We start from the raw sequence: 22,365 nt of genomic DNA on the forward strand, positions 1-22,365 counted from the left end.
CGGTCATGCGAACCCGAATGATGCAAATTCCGATTAAACAGGTTCTAATAGAGGAAGATTCTTTCTGGGGAAGACGGCAAACGTTGGTGCGGGAGACGGTCATTCCGTTCCAGTGGCAGGCGCTTAACGACGAGATTCCCGGCGCGGAACCGAGCCGTACGGTGGAGAACTTCCGCATCGCGGCCGGCAGCCGTGGCTCACGCGCCTGTTCGCGAGCAGCGTACCGCCGAAGGGCATGCGGTTCGCGCCTTGTACTTGTTTAGCGGCATGACCGATTTGGCCGCGGCCTATGATGACGATGAGCTGCTGAAGGTGTGCATAGAACTATGGAACAATGTGACCCGCAAACGCATGTATATCACCGGCGGGGTGGGGTCTAACGAGCACTGGGAGTCGTTCACGGTGGATTACGATCTGCCGAATGATCGCGCGTATACGGAAACATGCGCCGCGATTAGTCTCCTGCTCTGGGCCAGCCGGATGCTGCAGTCGGATGCGGACCGCGACTATGCCGACGTCATGGAGCGCGTGTTGTACAACGGCATTCTAAGTGGGATCTCATTAGACGGGAAAGGTTACTTCTACGTGAATCCGCTTGAAGTATGGCCCACGGCTTGCGACGTTCGGGACGACCTGCGATCCGTTGCCCGAACACGGCAGTCATGGTTCGGCTGCGCCTGCTGTCCGCCAAACATCGCTCGTCTGCTCGCCTCGTTAGGTCAGTATGTGTACGGATACGACGAGGACGCGAGCACGTTGTTCGTTCACTTATATATGGATAGCCGGGTGAAGCAGCGGATCAACGACCAAGAGGTCGAGCTGGTCGTGAAGACGGCGTATCCATGGGACGAAGCCGTCTCGATGCGCGTATCCGTCGACCGACCCGCCGAGTGGATGATCGCGTTGAGATTGCCGGGCTGGTGCAAGAGGGCTTCGCTTAAGATCAATGGCGAACCGGTCAATCTGGAGGACATCGCCGTTAAAGGGTATGCCAAGCTTTATCGGGTGTGGAAGGAAGGGGACCAAATCGAGCTGGAGCTGCCGATGCCGGTCGAGAAGGTTCGCGCCCATCCGAAGGTCAGAGAGAACGCCGGAAGAATGGCGCTGCAGCGAGGGCCAATCGTGTATTGCGTAGAACAAGCGGATAATGGCGAGAATCTGAGAGATCTAAGAATCCCCGCGGATGCGGAATGGGCGTGGCGTTACGACGAGAAGCTTCTGGATGGCGTCGTCTTGCTCACGGGCGAGGGGCTTCGCTCGAATGAAGACGACACCTCTGATAATTGGCTATACCGGACGGCGCCGAATACCTACCATCCTGTGCGCATGACGGCGATTCCTTATTACGCGTGGGCGAATCGGGAGCCGGGCGAGATGCTGGTATGGCTTCAGGAAGCATAAGCGGACAGTTGAATTTCGCTCGGATAGAGATGAGAACAGGGAGGTAACGGACATGGGAGCAGTGCGTCTTCAGCGCGTAAGAGAGCAGCTTGATCAGGAGGGGCTCGATGCGTTATTCATTACGAGTCCCTATAACAGGAGATACTTGACGGGCTTCACAGGCTCGGCCGGCTTCGTCTTGATCACGAAGGAGCAGGCATTCCTCATCACCGACTTTCGCTATGTGAATCAGGCTCAAGAGCAGGCCCAAGCCTACGAGATCGTGCAGCATGCCGCGAATCCGCTCGACACGATTGCCGAGAAGCTGCAAGCTCTTCAAGCGGCAAGATTAGGATTCGAGAAGAACCATGCCAGCTATGCCCAATACCAGTCGTACGCCGAACGATTCCAAGGTATTGAACTGGTGCCTACCGAGAATATGGTGGAGCGATTGCGGGGCATCAAGGATGAAGCGGAGATTGGGTTCATCAAGCAAGCGATCGAGATCACGGATAAGGCGTTTGATCACATATTGGGCGTTATCAAGCCCGGCATCTCCGAACGAGAAGTCTCCGCCGAGCTCGAATATTTCATGCGCAAGCAGGGCGCGGTCTCTTCCGCCTATTCAACCATAGTCGCTTCAGGGGAACGATCCGCCCTGCCGCATGGTCTGGCGAGCAGCAAGCTCATCGGGACGAACGAATTCGTCACGCTTGATTTCGGCGCGAACTTCGAGGGCTATCTATCGGATTTGACCCGAACGGTGTTCGTTGGGACGCCATCCGAACGGCACAAGGAAATGTACCGGGTCGTTCTCGAGGCCAATCAGGCGGCCTTGGACGGCGTCAAACCCGGCATGACGGGCAAAGAGGGCGACGCGCTCGGTCGAAACGTGATCGAAGGCTACGGCTATGGCCCATATTTCGGACACGGCCTTGGTCACGCCTTCGGCTTGGAAATTCACGAAGGGATGCGATTCTCCGCGCAAACGGAGGAGCGCTTGGAGCCGGGGATGATCATGACCGTCGAGCCTGGCGTCTATCTGCCGGGGTTCGGCGGCGTGCGCATCGAGGATAACATCCTAATCACGGACACGGGAATCGAGGTGTTGACGAAGTCGCCCAAAGCGCTCATCGCGTTGTAGCTTCCATACTTCGGTACTTATTTCGGATTGGGGGACGATTATCCGTGAAGCATGCCGTATCCGGCGATCGATTACAGCCGCTCTCTTATAGAGAGGTTCGGGTCCATGATCCGTTCTGGACGAAGTATGTCGCTTTGGTGAGGGACGAGGTCATCCCTTATCAATGGGAGGCGCTGAATGACCGCATCGAAGGCGCTTCGCCGAGTCATGCGCTGCAAAATTACCGTATCGCGGCGGGCGAAGAAGAGGGCGCCTTCTATGGATATATTTTTCAAGACAGCGATGTGACGAAGTGGTTAGAGGCCGTCGCGTATAGTCTCGCTTCAGTTCCGAATCCCAAGCTTGAACAGCTTGCGGACGCCACGATCGAACTGCTGGCCAGAGCTCAGCAGCCCGACGGTTATTTGAATACGTATTTCACCATCGGTCATCAAGATGAACGATGGATCAACGAGCGCGACAATCATGAGCTGTATTGCGCCGGACATATGATCGAGGCAGCCGTCGCCTATTACGAGACGACCGGCAAAGGGAAGCTGCTCGATATTGCTTGCAAATTCGCCGACTACATCGATACCGTGTTCGGCGTCGAAGCCGGACAAAAACGCGGCTATCCGGGTCACCAGGGCATCGAGCTTGCTTTGGTTCGACTTTACGAAGCAACCGGACAACCGCGTTACTTGAAGCTTAGCGAGTATTTCATCAACGAACGAGGACAAGAGCCGAATTACTTCCGGCTGGAGGCGGACGGCCGAGCGGCGCGTTTCGGCCAGAACTATTTACTGCGCGAACCTTATTACAGTCTCTATAAGGACGGCTTCGCGTATAACCAATCCCATCTGCCGGTCAGACGGCAGCGGCATGCCGCCGGTCATGCGGTAAGAGCCGTCTATATGTACGCGGGAATGGCGGATGTGGCCGCGGCGTTCAAGGATCCCGAATTGATCGAGGCATGCCGGAAGCTGTGGGACAACGTGACGCAGAGACAGATGTACATTACGGGCGGCATCGGATCGAATCACGATGGAGAAGCGTTCTCGTTCGATTATGACCTGCCGAACGATACGGCGTATACCGAGACCTGCGCCTCGATCGGTCTGATCTTCTGGGCGCACCGCATGCAGCGGCTCGACCCGGATCGCAAGTATGCGGATGTCATCGAGCGCGCGCTTTATAATGGCACCATTAGCGGGATGGCGCTGGACGGCAAAAGCTTTTTTTACGTCAACCCTCTTGAGGTCTGGCCGCAAGCCTGCCAACGTCCGGACAAGAAACACGTGAAGCCAGTCCGGCAAAAGTGGTTCAACTGCGCCTGCTGTCCGCCTAACCTCGCTAGGCTGATTGCTTCACTCGGCACGTATATCTACTCGCAAACGGACAACAGCGTCTATGTTCACCAGTTTATCGGAAGCGACACGAAGGTTAACCTTGCCGGTCAATCCGTTCAACTCTCGCAGCAAACGAATTATCCATGGGACGCGACGATCGACTTGGCCGTATCACCGGATCAACCGGCCGCGTTCACGGTCGCGATTCGAGTGCCCGGCTGGTGCGAGAATCCTTCTATTGTGGTGAATGGCCAACGCGTGGATATCCAAGCGGCGATGACGAAAGGTTATGCACGGATCAACAGGGTATGGGAGGCCGGCGACGTCATCCGGATCGAGCTGACCATGACGATCAAGCGCATGTATGCGCACCCGAACGTTCGCGTCAACGCCGGGAAGGTCGCGCTGCAGCGCGGTCCTATCGTGTATTGTCTCGAGGAGGCGGACAACGGGGCGGTTCTGCCGGATATCGCATTGCCGGAACAGGCACCGCTTGAAGCGCGGTTCAGGCCGGACATCCTGGGAGGAATCACGGTCATTACGGGCGAAGCGCGACGCAGTTCGGCATTAGGCTGGGAAGAAACCTTGTACGGGGAGACGAAGAGGGCGGACGTCGTCTTTCCGATTCAGGCCGTTCCCTATTTTGCCTGGGCGAACCGAGGCGAAGGCGAAATGCAGGTTTGGATCCGAGAGCGTTGAGAACGCACGCAGCAACAAGAAGCCATCACCATCATTGTGGCTTCTTGTTGCTGTTTTTGTTTATGGCGAAATTCGTTGAAGCGGGCACAGCTCAAATTAGTTGATTTTTTAGAAGGGATGGTTGAACTATTAGATGTGAAAATGGCGCGTTTTTATATAGCATAATCAGTGCGGAATGGTTTACTCGCTTGCCCTCCTTTCTTCATTTGCAAGCCGGGAAGGGGAGAGGAGGTGATGTCGTATCGTAGCGCGATCGTTGTCGTTTACTTATAGAACCTAAGCCTACGGGAGGGATTATCGGATGAGAACGTGGTTATCGGCCATCGTTTCCATGAGCATGCTGAGCGCTTGTTTATTCGTTCCGCCTACGACGGTTTCCGCATCGGAGGATGGAGCTGTCGACCAGGCGCGAATCGTGGACATTTTCGGCAGGGAACTGAATCAATACGGGATTGAATTAGTCGATTGGCAGGGCTACTTGGCGAACCCGTACGTCAAGCTGAATGTAGAACCTCCGGCAAATGCCGCTTACCCGCTTACGCTCGAACTGAATGCCAGAGGCACGTCCCGCCTAATGATGGATCGGCCCAGTACATTGAGCGCAACCGGAGCCGAGAAGACGCTCACTTTCGACAACGCCGACGAGGTAAAGCCTTTCTTGCTCGAAATCCATCCAGACCGAATCGGAGGCCATGGCGAGATCGAACATTATAAACTGGACGTGACGATTACGGAAGCGGATGGCGCGACCCATCAACAATCGACGCCGATTCGCGTTCTGGATCAGGATGACGAGCAAGAAACGACGTTCCCGCTCAAGTTCGATTATCGGTACGATACGATCCAACCTTATTTCAGCGATCCGGCGATTCGAGAGGCCGGCGAACGAGCGATCAAAGATTGGTTTTATTTCTTTGATATGCAGCCGTTCGATACCGTACCTGCGGGCGACGAGACGGCCTCCATCCCCGAGGATAATTTCGAAGGTCACATTCAAGTCGCCAACGACGAGCCCTATAACGGGATGTGGATTTACTTGCGCGGCTTGAACGGTCCTCATTCCACGGGCGGCGCAACCGAGAACGGCAAATATCACAAGCGTAACGGGCGCACGATTCCGGATAAAATTCACCGATCGCTTCTTACCATTCTCGACTTCTACGATACCGCAACGCCGTTCACCTCCTTGGACGACGAGCAGTGGTATCTCACCGAAATGAACGATACCTCCACGGACGTCTACGGCTTGATCATGCATGAATTCGGGCATGCGCTTGTCTACTCGGGCAGCTGGAAAGGCGTTTCCGCTTACAAGCGTGACGGCGGAACCGCTGCGAACATCGTGGCCTACCAAGGGAATCCGGTTCCGCTGGACGACGGCTACCATATTCCCGGAGAGCCGCAATACTGGGATCGGATCAGCGGTCAGAACGGGGGAAGGACGCATCTATTCCACAATAAACGTTGGATGCTGACCAAATTGACGCTGTTGATTGCCGAGAAGGCCGGCTGGAAGCTAAATCAGAAGCTAACGCCGTTCTTAAGCCCGGCGATTAAGAACGTGCCGGTACCTCATGCCAAACCAGGCGAGAAATACGAGCTCCAATTGAAGGCGGAAGGCGGCGTGCCGTTCTATGATTGGACGATAACGGCAGGCGCTCTGCCGGAAGGATTGAAGCTGGATCGGTTCACGGGCAAACTCTCGGGCAAAGTCGCCGGGAACGCGAAAGGCAGCTATTCGTTCACCGTCCAGCTTCGAGATTACGATGAAATGAGCAAACCTATAACGAAGACATTTACGCTTTACGTTGGATCAGGCGAGTTAGCCGGAAGCTATTTGTTCGACGAAGAGGGCGCTTTAGGGCTTGATTATTCGGGCGCCGGCCATGATGGCACGATGCATGATGCGGTCCGTACGGCTGGCGCAAGAGACGGGGGCGCGCTGTTAAACGGCACGACAAGCTATATCGAGCTTCCGGAACAAGTGCTGAAAGACGCCGACGGCTTCACGTTCACCAGTTGGATCAAGCCGGCTGCCATAGATTCGGTCTCCACCTTGTTCGACTTCAAGAGCGAGGCGGGAGGCATGGCGCTCGCCGTAGATGAGCAGGACGTCTTGCGATTCAACGCCAGTCCTAACAACGGGAAACACATATCGATCTCCGGCGGGAAAGCGGCCTCTGAGGAGTGGCATCATGCCGCCGTCGCCGTCACGGGTAACTCGGCCATTCTATACGTAGATGGCAAGGAGTCCGCGAGGAGTTCCGACATCCCTTCGGGTCTGTTATCCGTCGTTAAGAATGGCGGCGCCAAGCTGATCGGGAAATCCCATGCGAATAAGGATTACTATAAAGGCGTCTTGGATGAAGCGAAGCTGTACAATCGCGCTCTATCGGCCGCGGAGATCGCGGCGCTAGCTGCCGATAAACCGATCCCGCCCGAAGTAGAGGAGCCTGATCCGGTGAACCCGAACGCGGCGGTAGACGCCGATGTATCGACATCCTTCGTCTCCGCATGGGAAAGCTTGGTTGGCATCAACGACGAGTACGAACCGGCAAGCTCGGCGGACCGCAATCATCCGATCTACGGCAATTGGGATACGCATGGAACGACGCAGTGGGTACAGTACGAATTCGCGCAGCCGGTTGCGCTTGCTTCCAGCCACCTCTACTGGTTCGACGATAATGACGGCATCGATACTCCGGAGTCCTATCTTCTCGAGTATTGGGACGGATCGGCCTGGAAGGAAGTGCCCAATCCGTCGCAGTACGGCGTGCTGCCGGATCAATATAACGTCACGACGTTCGATCCGGTTACGACGAACAAAATTCGAGTCCAAATTCAAGCCAAACCGACAACCTCGACAGGAATCCAGCAGTGGAAGGTGATGCGGGCGGATGAGACAGCTCGCAACGCCTTGACGATAACCGGGCCGAGTTCGGTGAAAAGCGGGCAATCGTTCGATGTGCAGGCGGGCTTGCGCGGGGTGGACGGCGATACGCTTGCCGCCGACATGACCATTCAATACGACGCGGATCGACTGGAGTTGGCGGATACCGACCTTGCGGCGAAGAATGAAGCATTCAAGCTGGTCGGACAGCATCTTCAACCGGGCAGCATTCGACTGCTGTTCGCCAAGCTTGGAACGGATGCCAAAGAGGTGAACGGTAAGCTTATTGAGCTGCGCTTCAAAGCGAAGAGCGGCAGTTCGGGAGGCGTGGCATCGGTATCCTTAACGAATGGCAGCGCAGCCGACGGCTCGGGTACCGAAACGGCGCTAACCGGTGCCGCGCTCTCGATCACCGTGGACGCAATCGATCCATCAGCCCTCGTCTCGCTCATTACGGATGCCGAGCAGAAGCTTGCGGCAGCCTCCGTCGGCTCGGGAGTCGGCCAAGTGCCTCAAGCGGCCAAAACCGCATTCGAACAGGCGATTCAGTCCGCTAAAGCGGTGGCAGATGACGCGAATCCGACGCAGCCGCAGATCGAGAACGCCATTCGCGAGCTGCAGACGGCGATCGTGACCTTCGAAGCGGCCATCATCAAGACCACGCCGGGCGATATCAACGACGACGCTCGAATTAGCATCGGCGATCTTGCCCTCGTCGCGGCGGCATATGGCAAATCCGCCGAAGACCGGGATTGGGCGAACGTGAAGAAGTCGGACGTCAACCAGGACGGCAAAATCGATATCGAGGATCTTGCCGCGCTGGCTAGATTGATTCTCGCCTAATGGTATAAGAGGCGATCGAGGCAGGAGGTTGGCGCGAGCTATCCTCCTGCCATCTGCGACAAGGCTGTCAGGTTAAGGAAAAACGTCTGGTGAAGCCAGCTGTGGCTATAGTTGGTCGGCTTACGCACATGCATAAGTCTTCGGACGAACTTCAAAACCCACTGAAGCTTTGTCCGTCAGGACAAAAGCGTGCCATACTCAAGCCCAATCGCCGACCGCGAACAAACAGGTCAGCACGAAATAGGGAGTCCTGAGCGTTTTCAAAGGAAAACGCACTTCGGAAGCATACGCTTGGGCAAAGCCCTTTGGAGCCTCCTCGGCGGAGGAGGTGGGAGGAGGGAGCCAACAAAAGTCGGGTCAAAAGGGCGGAGCCCTCTTAATTATCTGCGAAAGGGGTGATGCTCGTTCAAGACGATTAATCGCTAGCAAGGTTGCAGACCTGCCGTAATGTTAAGGAGGGAGAAAATGAAAAAATGGTTTCGTCTAGGCCTTGGGATTACGCTATTCACCGGGTTGGCGCCCTGGCACGTACCGGATGGCCGCGTCGTCCATGCCGCGGCTGCTACCGAGGCTTCGGTCGTGGATATCTTCGGGCGCGAAGTGAATGGTTACGGCATCGAGCTCGTAGATTGGCAGGGGTACCTCGCCAATCCGTATGTGAAGCTCACGCTCAAACCGCCCGCCTCCGCCGCATACCCGGTTACGATCACGCTGAATGCGCAAGGTTCATCGCGGCTGATGATGGATATGCCGAGCACGCTGTCCGCAACGGGCGCAACCAAGACGATCACGTTCAACAACGCATCGGAACAGAAGAATTTCCTGCTGGAGATCGCGCCGGATCGAATCGGAAACGCCGGATCGATCGAGAATTACGCGTTGTCGATTCGAACGCAAGAGAATAACGGGACTACGCGGACGCAGGCAGTTCCGATTCGGGTCTTGGATCAGGATGACAATTTGACGACCGGTTTCCCGCTGAAGTTCGACTATCGGTTCGATACGGTCAATCACATCTTCGATGATCCCGCGATCAAGACCGCGGCGGAGACCGCCATCAAGGATTGGTTTTATTTCCTGGAAGTGAAGCCATTCGATACGGTGCCGGCCGGGGATGAGACCAGCATCGTTCCGAACGATAATTTTAACGGCAATACCACGGTCAGCAACAACGAGCCGTTTAACGGGGAATGGATTTTTCTGCGCGGCTTGAACGGTCCTTACTCCACGGGCTGGTCTTCAAACAATGGGAAATACCACAAAATCAACGGGCAGACCGCGCCTGGCAATCTCCATCGTTCGCTTGGGACGGCGCTGGACTTCTATGACGACGCCACGGTATTCACCTCCATCCATGACGACGATTGGTATAAGACCGACCTGTCTCAGGTCACGGATGTCTATGGACTGATCATGCATGAATTCGGACATGGGATCGCTTATAACGACGCATGGCCGGGGATGGTCAATTACGTAGCGGCCGGCGGGACCAACGATGCCGAAGTGATCGCTTATCAAGGGTATGCGGTACCGCTTGACGGCAGCTACCATATTCCAGGGGATCAGCCCTACTGGGACCGGATCAGCGGGCAAAGCGGCGGGTGGTCCAGCTTATTTCCCGTACGGCGCTGGATGCTGAGTAAGCTGTCGCTGCTGGTGGCCGAGAACGCGGGCTGGAAGCTGAATAAGAACTTAAGTCCGTTCGTGAAGCCGGCTATTACGACGACGAGCCTGAAGGGAGCTTCGGCCGGACAAAGCTATAACCAGAAGCTCACGGCCACCGGCGGCGTACCGTTCTACGATTGGACGATTGCAAGCGGCGCCTTGCCTCCGGGACTTGCGCTTAATCGATTCACGGGCGCGATCAGCGGGACGGTGGCGGCAGCGGCGCAGAGCAGCTATACGTTCACGGTACGCCTTCGCGACTATGACGAAGCAAGCGCGCCCGTCACCAAATCGTTCACGATCAACACGTCGAACAATGCCGCCGCGAACATTGCTGTGGAAGCGGTTGCATCGACGTCCTACGTGTCGCCATGGGAAAGTCTGTCCGGGTTGAACGATCAATATGTTCCGGCCAGCTCCAACGATCGCGGGCATCCGGTGTATGGGAATTGGAACAATCCCGGGACAACGCAGTGGGTTCAATATGATTTCAATCGGACGGTAAATCTGACCGGCACGTCCGTCTATTGGTTCGATGATAACGAGGGAATTGATCTGCCTGAATCGTATACGGTGCAATACTGGAGTAACGGCGGCTGGGTCAACGTGGCGAATCCAACGGGACTTGGCGTGCTTGGCAATCAGTTTAACGAAACCGCCTTTACGCCCGTGACGACGACCAAGATCAGGCTCAACGTGAAAGCGAAGCCGGGGTTCTCTAGCGGAATCGAGCAGTGGAAGGTTTACGGCTATTAGTCATCCATTCCGAACAGGAGGTTCATATGGTGCTGACAACGAATAAAGCTTCTGCAAAAACTTTGTTTTTGCTCCTCTGCAGTCTATTTACCGCGGGGGCAATCTGGCTCTTTCTGCCAAACTCGGCTTTCGCCTATACGCTATCCGACTCGAATTTCACGGTGACGACCGGAACGAACGGCGAGATCACCTCCCTGCAGCTGACGGGGGATACGTACCCGACTAACTATGTGATGAACGGAACCAACGCGCCGAACCAGAACACGGCGGACCATCAATGGCTCGGCGAATTGATGTTCACCTACAAGCTGGGCAGTGGGGCGTGGACGCATGCGTGGACGAGCAAATCCGCCGACGTCCGGGTGCAGAGCCAATCGGGGAATACAGTGACGGTGACGTATCAGAACTCGGCCAACACCGGCGGGATCAAAAATTTCAAAGTCGTGGAGACGTACGCGTTAGCAAGCGGCGCTCTGGAGTGGAAAATAACGGTCACGAATACGAGCAGCCAGACGCTGGAGATCGGAGACTTCGGACTTCCGCTTCCATTCAACGAGTACTGGAGCGGCGGCAATGGCGAAGAAATCTACGAGACGCGCGTGCTCAACCATTCCTTCGTCGGCAACAACAGCTCCTATATTACGGTTCAACGGCCGAGCGGGGTGGGCCCTTCTCTGCTGATGACGCCCGACGCCGCGACCGGCGCGGGATTCGAGTATCAAGACCGGTGGCGGATCGAGGAGCATCCGGGCAGCATGTGGGCGATGGATCAAGGCGGATGGGTCGAAGGGCTTAACGTGTACTACATCCATTCGAACGTGATCAAGAGCACGAATCGCGGCTATTTGCCGAACACGAGCTTGACGCTTGCGCCCAATGCGAGCAAAACGTACGGCTTCAAATTTCACAAAGTGGCAAACGACGCTGCCGTGAAAGAGAAATTGTACGCGGAGGGACTCCTGGACGTGACGGTGATACCGGGAATGATCGTCCCTACGAATCAGACGGCTAAATTCGATCTGCATACCTCGAAGACGATCAATTCCATTACGGCGCAGTATCCGTCGGAGACGACCGTTACGTATCTGAATACGGTTGGCACCAATCATAAGATCTACCAACTGAATATGAGCCATCTCGGACAGAACAATTTGACCATCAATTACGGCAATGGCGAGAAGACGGTGCTTCAATTTTATGTTATCGAACCGATCGACGCCGCCTTACAGAGACACAGCACCTTTATGGTCAACAACACGCAATGGAACGTTCCCGGAGATATCCGCGACAAAGCGTTCGACGACTGGATGATGGATTCGAAGTCCAAGCGCAACGTGTTTAACGGCTATTGGGGCTGGGGAGACGACTGGGGACTGACCCACGGACAGTTCTTGGCGGAGAAGAATGTCCAGACGCCGGTGGCCGGCGAGGTGACGGCGGTCGATCAATATCTCGAGACGACGATCTGGACGAATCTGATGAACGGGCACCACGAAGATTATCTCGTACCGGATTTCCTCATGCCGGCTCCGAACACGACGCCGACGTACAGAGGGTATGCGTATCCGCATATCTACAACACATACTTCAGCATGTATAAAATCGCGAAACTGTACCCGAATCTCGTGAATTACACGCATCCCAAAGAAACGTACCTGCTTCGCGCGTATAACATCTTCAAAGCGTTGTACGATGGTCCGGTCGCGTACAATTGGGAAACGGGACTGATGGGCGAGCTGACGACGCCGGATATCATCAAAGCCCTTCAGGAGGAAGGCTATGCCGCGCAAGCGCAGGATATCATCAACAAGATGGCGACCAAATATACCAACTTCTCGAACACGAAGTATCCTTACGGCTCGGAATACAACTATGACAATACAGGAGAAGAATCGGTCTATATGCTGGCCGGTATGAACAATAACGCGACGATCAAGGGGAAAATCAATCAGAAAACGCGCGCGACGAGAGGGCAAATGCCGATCTGGTATTACTACGGCGTACCCGTGACGATTACCGGAGAGAACTGGTGGAATTTTCAATATTCGGTATCGCTCATCGGTTATGCGTTGGATGATTGGACGCGCAAGCATTCGACGACGCCCGAGCTGGATCAGCGGCTGTCCTATGCGGCGAAAATTGCGAACATCAGCGCCATCAATTCGGGGCAGATCAGCTCGGACCCCGCGAATATCGGCGCCGTGGCTTGGACGTACCAAGCGGAGAAGGGCAACTTTGGCGCGCTCGGCGTAGGCGGCGGCCCGCTGCATAACGGCTGGCGCGGCATGAGCGGCGAAGCGGATTTGGGTCTCTTCGGGGCGATCAAAATCCTGAGCTCCGACGTGGCGGTTGACCCGATTTTCGGACTCTATTGCTATGGCTGCAGCGTCGTTCAGAATGGCGCAACCTACGACATTACGCCTAAGGACGGCGTCTCGCAGCGCATCAATCTCATCACCCAGAAGCTGTCCATGGAGCTGAACCGGGATAAGTTCACATCCGCGAGTCTGGCGCAGGCCAAGAACAACGTAAGGTTCACGCTGCAGAACGTGACGCCGGGCACGGCGCATACGACGAAAGTAACCTTTACCGGACTTGCGGCCGGTACGTATGATGTACTGCTCAATAACGTCAAAGTCGGCCAATTGAATGCATTAGGTAACAGCGCGGTGCTGAATCTGTCAATTGGAACGGCGGCTTCTTACGACGTTAAGCTTCAGCCCGGCACGCCGCAGCCCAACGCGGCCCCGACGGTCGAAGCCGGACCGAACAACGCGGTTACGCTCCCTAATCCGATTGTGCTGAACGGATCGGCCGCTGACGACGGGCTTCCTAACGGGACGTTAACGACGACCTGGAGTCTGCAAAGCGGACCGGGCACCGCCGCGATCGCAAGTCCCAATAATCGAAATACGACCGTTCAAGTTACCGCTGCCGGTACGTATGTCTTCAAGCTGACGGCATCGGATTCGTCGCTCTCCGCTTCGGATACGGTCACGATCACGGTCTACGCTGAAGCTCCGCTGCCCGAGCTTCTGGCATCGTATAACTTTAATGAGTCGAGCGGCGCGACGGCATTGGATTCATCCGGCAGCGGCAACAACGCCACCGTTACCGGCGCAGCCTGGGTTGCGGGCAAGAACGGGAATGCGGTCAGTCTGAATGGCAGTACATCTCATGTTTCCTTGCCAAGCGGAATTGTTCGCAGAGTGAACGATTTCACGATTGCAGGCTGGGTCAAATTGAATAGCGTGAGCGACTGGACCCGGATTTTTGATTTCGGCTCCAATACGACCCAATACATGTTCCTCACCCCGAAGGTAGGCGGCGGAGGCATGCGTTATGCCATCACGACCGGCGGCAACGGCGCGGAGCAGGTCATCAATGCGCCGGAGCTTCCGACAGGCGTATGGAAACATGTCACGGTTACGCTATCGGGCACGGTTGGCATTCTTTATGTGGACGGCGTAGAGGCGGGGCGCAACAATAATATGACGCTCAAACCGTCAAGCCTGGGTACGACGGCGAACAACTATATCGGCAAATCGCAATTCGGCGATCCGCTGCTGAACGGTCTTGTCGATGATTTCAAATTATACACCCGGGCGCTGACGGTTGCGGAGATTGCCTCGCTGATGAACAGCGCTCCGGCCTCGGATCTGGTGGCGCACTATAATATGAACGAGACGAGCGGAGGGACCGCCGCGGATTCGTCGGGCAACGGCAAACACGCGGCAGTCACCGGCGGGACGTGGACGGCGGGCAAGGCCGGCAACGGGCTATCCTTGAACGGCACGACAAGTTACGCGAGCTTGCCGAATGGCATCGTCGGCGGGTTGAACGATTTTACGATTTCGACCTGGGTCAAGGTAACGAGCCATAACGACTGGGCGCGCATATTCGATTTCGGTACGGGAACGACTTCCTATATGTTCTTGGCGCCGCAGACGGGCGGCGGGGGCGGGATGCGATTTGCCATCTCAACTTCCGGCAACGGCAGCGAGCAGCTAATTACAGCCCCGACGCCGCTTGCGACAGGCGTATGGAAGCATGTTGCGGTTACGCTATCCGGCACAACCGGCATCTTGTACGTCGACGGGGTTGAAGCGGCGCGCAATAACGCGATGACGCTGAAACCATCGAGTTTAGGCGCAACGAACCTTAACTACCTGGGCAAGTCCAATTGGGGCGATCCGAACCTCAATGGAGTAGTGGATGAGTTCAAAATCTTCAACCGGGCATTGTCTGCCGCCGAAATAGCAGCTCTTGCGACTGCGTAAACAGGTATAAAATAACAAGATCGTTAGCGGGCCTTAGACCTGATTTTCATCAGGCTAAGGCCTTTTATAAGGGTTCGATTCTTGATCTTATCGAGAAAATCCACGATTATAAAGATTTTAGAATGTTCAACTGAAAGCGCAATCATTAGTATTAAAAGGGAGCAAAGGCTGCTGGGCAAAAGCGTGAAATACGGGGGAGGTACAGGATATGAAGATCTTGAAAACGGTTCATGTATTCGCTTCAATCATGCTATTCACGACGATTCTGGCCGGGTGCGCGGGTTCGAACAACAACGGCGCCGCAACGGAAAACAAGGGAGGCAATACCGCCTCCAATGGTCAAGCGCAGAACAACTCAACCAAGGAGGCGGCGCCTGATAAGGAGCCGGACAAAGAGCCGGTCACGTTGAAATTCACGTATTGGGGAAGCCCGCAGGAGAAGACGGCCATCGAGAAGGCCACGAAAAAATTCACCGAAAATTATCCATGGATTACCGTCGATGCGATCCATATCCCGGAGGCCGATTACGATGCGAAAATTACGGCCATGGTAGCCGGCAACGAGTCGCCTGACCTGGGGTATATGCACGGCGAGTTGGCGGATCCCTGGCAGAAGGAAGGCAAATTCGTCAACATGTTCGAGCTGCTGGATAAGGACACGGAGCTGAAGCGGGAGGACTTCCTGGATTACATCTGGTTTAAGTCATCCGAAGATTTTGCATACGGCATCAGCACGGCCGGGGAGACGTTCGGTCTGTTTTATAACAAGGATCTGTTCGACGAGGCGAAGCTCCAGTACCCGCCTTCGAAGCCGGATGAAGCGTGGACGTGGGACCAATTCGTCGAGATGGCCAAGAAGCTGACGCTCGACCAGAACGGCAATAACGCGACGGAGCCGGATTTCGATCCGGACAAAATCCGTCAGTATGGCGTCTCCTTCGAAACTTGGCATGGTCCGATTCACGCGACGGTCATCAATAATGAAGGCGAATGGGTGACGAAGGACGGTAAATTCGGCTTCAGCCAGCCGGAAGCGACGGAAGCGATCCAGCGATTGGCCGACCTGATCAACGTGCATCATGTGGCGCCGTCTCCGGTGCAGATGAAGTCGATCCCGTCGCAAGCGGTTGCGCTGCAGTCGAAGCTGGTGGCGATGTCGATGCACGGCCAGTGGATTAACCTTGACCTTGGCGCGGCCAAAGTCAATTACGATATCGGCGTGCTTCCTAAGATGAAGCGCAGCGTACCGATGGGGATTAGCGGGGCTTCGGTCATCTATAAGTCGTCGAAGCATCTGGAAGAAGCCTGGCTGCTGACGAAGTTCCTGGAGAATCCAGAGGGCTCGATCGATCTGTACCGCGACGGGCTGTGGATGCCGACGATGACGAAGTGGTACACCGATCCGGAGCTCGTCGTTCAATGGGCGGAGAACAACCCGGCGCATCCGGCGGGCTTCAAGGACGCAATGATGAACAACCTGCTGAACAACGGCGTGCCGAACGGGTCCTATTACATCAAGAACTTCTCCAAGATCAATGCGATTACGTTCTCCGGCATGGACGAAGTATGGCTGGGCAAGAAGACGGCCGAACAGGCGATGAAAGACATCGAGGCGAAAATCCAGCCGGAGATCCAAGGACGTTATGATGTAAATCCTTAATTGCCTTATGCAAAGGGGACCGTACAGATGCACTGTCACGCAAGCGGGCGTCTGCGGTTCCCCCATTCCAATAGAGTTGGAGACTGTGCCATATGAAAACGGTAGCTTCATACGAGCAACGCTTGACGATGCCGCAGGCGGGCAAGCGGAGGCGACCGCCGAAGGATCTCGGCTGGGGGCTGCTGTTCGCTTCGCCTGTTTTGTTGGGCTATACGCTGTTCGTCGTCATTCCGATTTTGGCGACGCTGTACCTGAGTTTCACCTCGTACAATGTCGGCTCGTCCGCGCAGTGGATCGGCTTCGACAACTATACCCGATTATTTAACGGCGACGATCCTTTCTTCTATCCGGCGGTCAAAGCGACGGTTTATTACGTCGGAGTCAGCGTCCCGCTCGGCATTATATTGTCCTTCTTCGCCGCGATCCTGTTGAACCAGAAAATCGCCGGCAGGGCGATCTTCCGCGGGATCTTCTACTTGCCCGTCATTATCCCGATCGCCGCGTCGTCCATGGTATGGCTGTGGCTGCTGCAGCCGGATTTCGGCATCGTCAATTATGCGCTCGATTCGATCGGACTGCCCGAGTCGAGATGGCTGGGCGATACGACCTCGGTCATACCGACGCTCATTCTGTTCAGCTGCTGGACGCTGGGCAATACGATCGTCATCTTTCTAGCCGGTCTGCAGGGCATTCCGGGCCATCTGTACGAGGCGATCGAGATCGACGGCGGCAATGCGCTGCACAAGCTGCTGTACGTCACGATCCCGATGAGTTCGCCGATCATTTTCTTCAATACGGTCATCGCCTTCATCAACGGGTTCCAAACTTTCGTGCAACCGGCGGTGATGACGCAGGGCGGGCCGAACAATGCCAGTCTCATGTATGTCCTGTTCTTGTTTAATGAAGGATTCAAGTTCTCCCGCATGGGCAGCGCGAGCGCCATCTCCATCCTGCTATTCGCGGTGATCGCGTTATTCACCGCCGTAATCTTCATCTTCTCCCGGTCGTTCGTCTATTACGAAGGGGGGAATGCCAAGTGATGAACATGCAATCGGTTATGAAAAAGACCGTCGTCTATGCCTTGTTGATCGCAGGCAGCGTGTTCTGTTTATTCCCGATATACTGGATGCTGCGTACGTCGTTGATCACCATGGGCGACTTATACCAAATGCCGCCTAAATTGCTGCCGAACACCTTCATGTGGGAGAATTTTACGACCGCGCTCGAGGCGTATCCCTTCGGCCGCTTCTTCTGGAATAGTACGGTCATTACAGGTTCGGCTATCGTCGGCGTGCTATTCTCCAGCTCGGTGTGCGCCTATAGCTTCTCGCGAATCGAGTGGCCCGGGCGGGATAAAATATTCGGCTTCATCCTCACCGGACTGATGATTCCGTTCTTTGTCGTCATGATCCCGCAATTCGTGTTTTGGAAAACGCTTCATTTGACCGATACGTTCGTGCCGCTCATTGCGCCGGCCTGGTTCGGCGGCGGCGTCTTCAACATTTTCCTGCTGCGCCAGTTTTTCCTCGGCATTCCGCGCGATCTGGATGAAGCGGCCAAGGTAGACGGCGCCGGCCACTTCCGGATTTACTGGCAAATTATCATTCCGATCGCCAAGCAGGCGATGATCGTGGTCGGCCTCCTTACGTTTCTCGCCAATTGGAACGATTACCTCGGCCCGCTTGCTTTCATTACGTCCGAGGAAAATTATACGCTCATGCAAGGTCTCACGTTGTTTCAAGGCTCGTACTCCGCGCAATGGCATCTGATGATGGCGGCAACGGCGGTGATCGTCATCCCGTCGCTCGTCATTTTTCTGATCGCCCAGCGTCATTTTATCGAAGGCATCGCGATGACGGGCGTGAAGGGGTAATGAATTTCGACGAGGCGAGGGTGGTAAGGCTGCCGCTTCAAGGCAAATAGCGGTGTTGGTAATGAAAGGGATGTCCTAGCGGGCATCCCTTTTCCGGGTATCTCGGCGACGAGCAGGGGAGGTACGTCGTTAACGTTCGCGCTCTCGTGTCGGCGGAAGCGAAAGAGAAAATATGGAAACTCTCATTGTCACCGGAAAACGTTGTCAATTAGTATAGATAGGAAGGGGGCGAAACGCGATGTACGCCATTTTACTAGTGGACGATGAGCCGGGCCATCTGATCGGTCTTTCCAAGCTGATTCGACGCTGGCGTCCGCATTACGAAGTATTCACGGCTAAGAATGGTCAAGAAGCGCTCTCGCTTTGCAAGACGGTCCCTTTCCACCTCATCATCACCGATATCCAGATGCCGATTTTGGATGGCTTGCATTTCGCGGAACAGCTGCCGGAGGGCGAGCAACCGCGAAGAGTGATTTATTTGACCGGCTATAATTACTTTGAATATGCGCAGAAAGCGATCGGACTCGGAACGTTCGACTATGTACTGAAGCCGATCGATATCGAACATTTCGTGAGCGTGCTGGAGAGAGCGGAGAAGAGTCTTCAGGAGGAGCGGAACCGATGGCAGGAGCGGTCGACGATGGCCGCTGCGCTGGAATCCATCGTCCCGGTCTATCAGAATCGCATCTTAACGGAGTGGCTGCTGGATAGGCGGCTGAACGCGGATGTTCGCGCCGATCTGGAAGAGAAGATCGGCATTCCGGAAGAGGGCTATCTCATGGTCTGTCGGCTTCAAGGCTTGAACGATCGGAAGGATTGGGAGATCGATAGGCACCGAATGCGAATTCGCCAATGGCTGCAGGACGAACTGCATCGTTCCTGCCAGAGCAGCCTTGCTTTCGCGCCCGATCATGACCGCCAGATCATCGTAGCGCTCATCAAGGATGAACCGAATGATGGCCAGCTAGAAGCATGGGCATGCGGGATAGGAGAATTGCTCGACCGGGGGGAGGTAAGATTGGGGTTGAGCGGCCGCGGCGGCAGGTTCATGGAGGAGGCTCCCGGCATGTTCGCCGAAGCGTTAGCCGCTTGCGAAGAAGGGTTCTATACGGAGGGACGATCGGTATTCCGATATGCCGCCGCGCGGTTCCGGGCCGCTCTTCCAATACCGGTTGATCCGAAAGAGGAATGCTCGATTACCGAAGCGCTGCATAAGCAGTCCGGTTATGAAGGGTTGAAACAAGCTATCGATGCGGTCATCGACCGACAACTCGGCAAGGGAGCGTATCCCCGACCTTCGGACTTCAAGGAATGGATCATTCGTTTGTTATGCCGGGTCGCGGAAGCGGCTGATTTTCTTGGATTGGACACGCGCGCGCAGCTGGTCGACAAGATGACGGCCATGAGCGAACGTCAATCTCTTCATGGACTGCGAGAGGCGGCGGCCGACAGGCTTGTCGAATTGGCCGCGGCCATCGCCGAAGCGAGGAAAGTCCGTAAAGAACATACGATCCATGATTGTCTTGCCTATATCGACGCGCATTACATGGATGATTTGTCGTTGGAATCGGTAGCGGCGATATTTCACTTTAACGCCAGTTATTTCAGTCAATATTTCAAGAGCAAGCTGAACGTGAATTTCAGTCAATATTTGACCCAGGTTCGGCTCGCGAAAGCGAAGGATCTGCTGGAGCAAAGCGACGAACGGGTCTATCGGCTCGCCGAGCGGCTCGGATATCACGACGTGAAGTATTTCAACCGCGTCTTCAAGAAGGAATTCGGATTGACGCCCGAAGAATATCGATCGATAGCCAGAAGAATGAAGCAGTTGAAGTCGTAGCTCGCTTGCCGAAGCGGTCCGCACTTCTTATCGTCACAGGGGGCGCATATGGCATTCTATCGCAGGCTGAACAACCGGTTCATGCAGATGAAAATGAGAACGAAGCTGATTCTGTTTTTTGTGCCGCTCATTACGATCCCGTCCTTTATTACCGGCTACATCAGCTATCAGGCCAGCACGAATATCATCGTGGATAACGCCAGGGAAGGCATTGAAGAGATTGTCCGCAAGAATAACACGGTCACCGACATCTTCTTTAAACATATCGAGGAGCGGACGATCGCGCTCATCTCGGATCCGGATTTGTTCGCGCTGTTCAATCGGCCGCGGCCGCAGAGCGATCTGGAACTCGTGCAGATGGATCGGAAGGCGTCTGCGATTCTGAATCAATATTTCGGCCAAGATCAGGATTTGTACACCGCCCAACTGGTGACCAGCTACTTCAGCTTCGGATCGGGCAGCGGCCCTTATACGACGACTTCCCCTTTCGTCTCCGTTTCGCACGAAGGTTTCGTTCGATCGAGCGTCTATAAGGAAGTGCTTGAACGGCAGGGCAGTCTCGTATGGATTCCAACCTATGATTTGACCCGGGCGTATAATCAAAGCCAGCTCTACGAGATGGACCCCAAACTAAGGCTCGTCTTCTCGGGCGCAAGATTAATCAACAGTTCCCCCATCATGGACGGCGTCAGCTATACGTGGCCCCGGACAGTCGAACGCCCGGTGCTGCTGATCAATTTCAAGGAGGATTTCTACAGCAAACTGGTTGAACAAAGTCTGACTATTGACGACACGTACTTCTATGTCGTCTCCAAAGACGGGCTGATCGTGACCCATCCGGACGTCTCCAGGTTAGGCGCTCTCGATCCGAACGGATGGTTCAAGACCGAGTTCGCTTCCGATTACGGCACTTCGTTAGTGAAAGAGAACGGGAGCGACGTGCTCATCGGGTACGATACCTCGAAAGTGACGGGCTGGGTGACGGTTGCGGTCGTGCCTTATAAACAGCTGATCCGCAATATGCCGACGGTCCGTTACATGGATCTGGTTGCCGGAGCGGCGATGACTGTCCTCGCGATCTTCATCGCGTTCATGATCTCCGATTGGTTGACCAAGCCGATCAAGCGATTGCTGGTGGCCATTCAATTGACGGGTTCGGGCGATTTCAACACGAAGATCACGGACCATTCGCAGTTCGAATTTCACATCTTAATCAAGAAGTTCAATCAGATGAACGGACGTATCCAGGAACTGATTAAGGAGAACTATGAGAGCAGGCTGCGGGAGAAAGAGGCCGAAATCATGGCGCTCAATTTGCAATTGAACCCGCATTTTCTGTACAACACGTTGAACATCATGAACTGGATGGCCATTGACCGGGACGATAAGGAAATGAGCAAAATGATCGTCAGCCTGTCGACGATGCTCCAGTTCACCGTGAACAACAAGCAGGAGATCGTCACGCTTCGGGACGATCTCGACTGGCTGCGCAGTTACACGCACATTATGGAGAACCGTTATAGCGGGGTATTCACGGTCGTATATGACGTAGATGGATTGCCTGGCGAATGCAAAGTGCCGAAGCTGTTTCTTCAGCCGATCGTCGAGAATGCCATCATCCATGGCTTCGAAGCCCAGGGAGACGGCGGGATAATCCGAATTACGGGAAGCAGCGACGGTAAGCGACTGCGCTTCATGGTGAGCGACAACGGAAAGGGAATGTCCGCTCCGCAGGTTGATTCGCTTCTTGCGCCGGAACGAACCAGAGGGATCGGCATTCAAAACGTGGCCAAACGGATCGGCCTGTTATATGGGGATTCGGGCAAGCTGGATGTCACGTCCGTGGAAAGTGAGGGGACCGTCGTGGAGGTGACCATACCGCTTCGGAGGTAGACGGCTTTTGCAAGACTCGATTCACATGACATGATTTGACGGTCTGAAGTGGTTATCGCAATAACGGTATGTTTGTCATTTCGGACATTTACATCCAACCCTCAAACGGCCCTG

At 55.1% G+C, this 22,365-nt stretch carries 12 protein-coding genes; all 12 read left to right on the forward strand.

Translation table 11 applies throughout. The annotated features are described in order from the left end of the window. Nucleotides 1-5 precede the first annotated feature (5 nt). The 12 genes from BCM02_RS35760 (at nucleotide 6) to BCM02_RS00245 (ending at nucleotide 22,251) form a co-directional block, all read left to right on the forward strand. Nucleotides 6-263, forward strand: coding sequence for a hypothetical protein (locus BCM02_RS35760; RefSeq protein WP_246183123.1), 258 nt, complete (start codon nucleotides 6-8; stop codon nucleotides 261-263). After that, nucleotides 193-1,401 carry a glycoside hydrolase family 127 protein gene (locus BCM02_RS00190; protein WP_246183124.1) on the forward strand — a complete coding sequence of 403 codons (1,209 nt, stop codon included), beginning with the start codon at nucleotides 193-195 and terminating at the stop codon, nucleotides 1,399-1,401. The genes BCM02_RS35760 and BCM02_RS00190 overlap by 71 nt, the downstream gene beginning before the upstream one ends. Before the next feature lie 52 nt (nucleotides 1,402-1,453). Continuing rightward, nucleotides 1,454-2,524, forward strand: a complete 1,071-nt coding sequence (locus BCM02_RS00195; protein WP_148927049.1) for a M24 family metallopeptidase — start codon at nucleotides 1,454-1,456, stop codon at nucleotides 2,522-2,524. Between the two features lie 44 nt (nucleotides 2,525-2,568). Further along, nucleotides 2,569-4,551, forward strand: a complete 1,983-nt coding sequence (locus BCM02_RS00200; protein ID WP_148927050.1) for a glycoside hydrolase family 127 protein — start codon at nucleotides 2,569-2,571, stop codon at nucleotides 4,549-4,551. Between the two features lie 301 nt (nucleotides 4,552-4,852). Continuing rightward, a complete protein-coding gene (locus BCM02_RS00205) occupies nucleotides 4,853-8,284 on the forward strand; it encodes a LamG-like jellyroll fold domain-containing protein (protein WP_148927051.1) in 3,432 nt (1,143 codons plus the stop codon). 465 nt (nucleotides 8,285-8,749) lie between these two features. Further along, nucleotides 8,750-10,705 carry an Ig domain-containing protein gene (locus tag BCM02_RS00210; RefSeq protein WP_148927052.1) on the forward strand — a complete coding sequence of 652 codons (1,956 nt, stop codon included), beginning with the start codon at nucleotides 8,750-8,752 and terminating at the stop codon, nucleotides 10,703-10,705. 161 nt (nucleotides 10,706-10,866) lie between these two features. Continuing rightward, nucleotides 10,867-14,985 carry a DUF5695 domain-containing protein gene (locus BCM02_RS00215; protein WP_425466142.1) on the forward strand — a complete coding sequence of 1,373 codons (4,119 nt, stop codon included), beginning with the start codon at nucleotides 10,867-10,869 and terminating at the stop codon, nucleotides 14,983-14,985. A 208-nt stretch (nucleotides 14,986-15,193) separates the two neighbouring features. Then, nucleotides 15,194-16,645 carry an ABC transporter substrate-binding protein gene (locus BCM02_RS00225; RefSeq protein WP_148927053.1) on the forward strand — a complete coding sequence of 484 codons (1,452 nt, stop codon included), beginning with the start codon at nucleotides 15,194-15,196 and terminating at the stop codon, nucleotides 16,643-16,645. A 128-nt stretch (nucleotides 16,646-16,773) separates the two neighbouring features. After that, on the forward strand, nucleotides 16,774-17,685 hold the full coding sequence (locus BCM02_RS00230; RefSeq protein WP_246183199.1) for a carbohydrate ABC transporter permease: 912 nt from the start codon (nucleotides 16,774-16,776) through the stop codon (nucleotides 17,683-17,685). Next, the gene (locus BCM02_RS00235; RefSeq protein ID WP_148927903.1) at nucleotides 17,685-18,518 is read left to right on the forward strand and encodes a carbohydrate ABC transporter permease; all 834 of its coding nucleotides are present in this window, start codon (nucleotides 17,685-17,687) and stop codon (nucleotides 18,516-18,518) included. Before BCM02_RS00230 ends, BCM02_RS00235 begins: the two co-directional genes overlap by 1 nt. 238 nt (nucleotides 18,519-18,756) lie before the next feature. Beyond that, nucleotides 18,757-20,358, forward strand: a complete 1,602-nt coding sequence (locus tag BCM02_RS00240) for a response regulator transcription factor (RefSeq protein WP_148927055.1) — start codon at nucleotides 18,757-18,759, stop codon at nucleotides 20,356-20,358. A 48-nt stretch (nucleotides 20,359-20,406) separates the two neighbouring features. Next, entirely contained in the window at nucleotides 20,407-22,251 is a 1,845-nt protein-coding gene (locus BCM02_RS00245; protein ID WP_148927056.1) for a sensor histidine kinase, read from the forward strand. The last annotated feature ends 114 nt before the right edge of the window (nucleotides 22,252-22,365 follow it).

Origin of the sequence: Paenibacillus methanolicus, assembly GCF_008124765.1 — a bacterium.
GTDB classification, from domain to species: domain Bacteria; phylum Bacillota; class Bacilli; order Paenibacillales; family Paenibacillaceae; genus Paenibacillus_Z; species Paenibacillus_Z methanolicus.

What these genes read in the sequence shown, in the direction of transcription:
- BCM02_RS00225 (WP_148927053.1), top strand. Translation starts at nt 15,194, where the DNA reads ATGAAGATCTTGAAAACGGTTCATGTATTCGCTTCAATCATGCTATTC.
- BCM02_RS00195 (WP_148927049.1), top strand. Translation starts at nt 1,454, where the DNA reads ATGGGAGCAGTGCGTCTTCAGCGCGTAAGAGAGCAGCTTGATCAGGAG.
- BCM02_RS00240 (WP_148927055.1), top strand. Translation starts at nt 18,757, where the DNA reads ATGTACGCCATTTTACTAGTGGACGATGAGCCGGGCCATCTGATCGGT.
- BCM02_RS00245 (WP_148927056.1), top strand. Translation starts at nt 20,407, where the DNA reads ATGGCATTCTATCGCAGGCTGAACAACCGGTTCATGCAGATGAAAATG.
- BCM02_RS00235 (WP_148927903.1), top strand. Translation starts at nt 17,685, where the DNA reads ATGAACATGCAATCGGTTATGAAAAAGACCGTCGTCTATGCCTTGTTG.
- BCM02_RS35760 (WP_246183123.1), top strand. Translation starts at nt 6, where the DNA reads ATGCGAACCCGAATGATGCAAATTCCGATTAAACAGGTTCTAATAGAG.
- BCM02_RS00230 (WP_246183199.1), top strand. Translation starts at nt 16,774, where the DNA reads ATGCCGCAGGCGGGCAAGCGGAGGCGACCGCCGAAGGATCTCGGCTGG.
- BCM02_RS00210 (WP_148927052.1), top strand. Translation starts at nt 8,750, where the DNA reads ATGAAAAAATGGTTTCGTCTAGGCCTTGGGATTACGCTATTCACCGGG.
- BCM02_RS00205 (WP_148927051.1), top strand. Translation starts at nt 4,853, where the DNA reads ATGAGAACGTGGTTATCGGCCATCGTTTCCATGAGCATGCTGAGCGCT.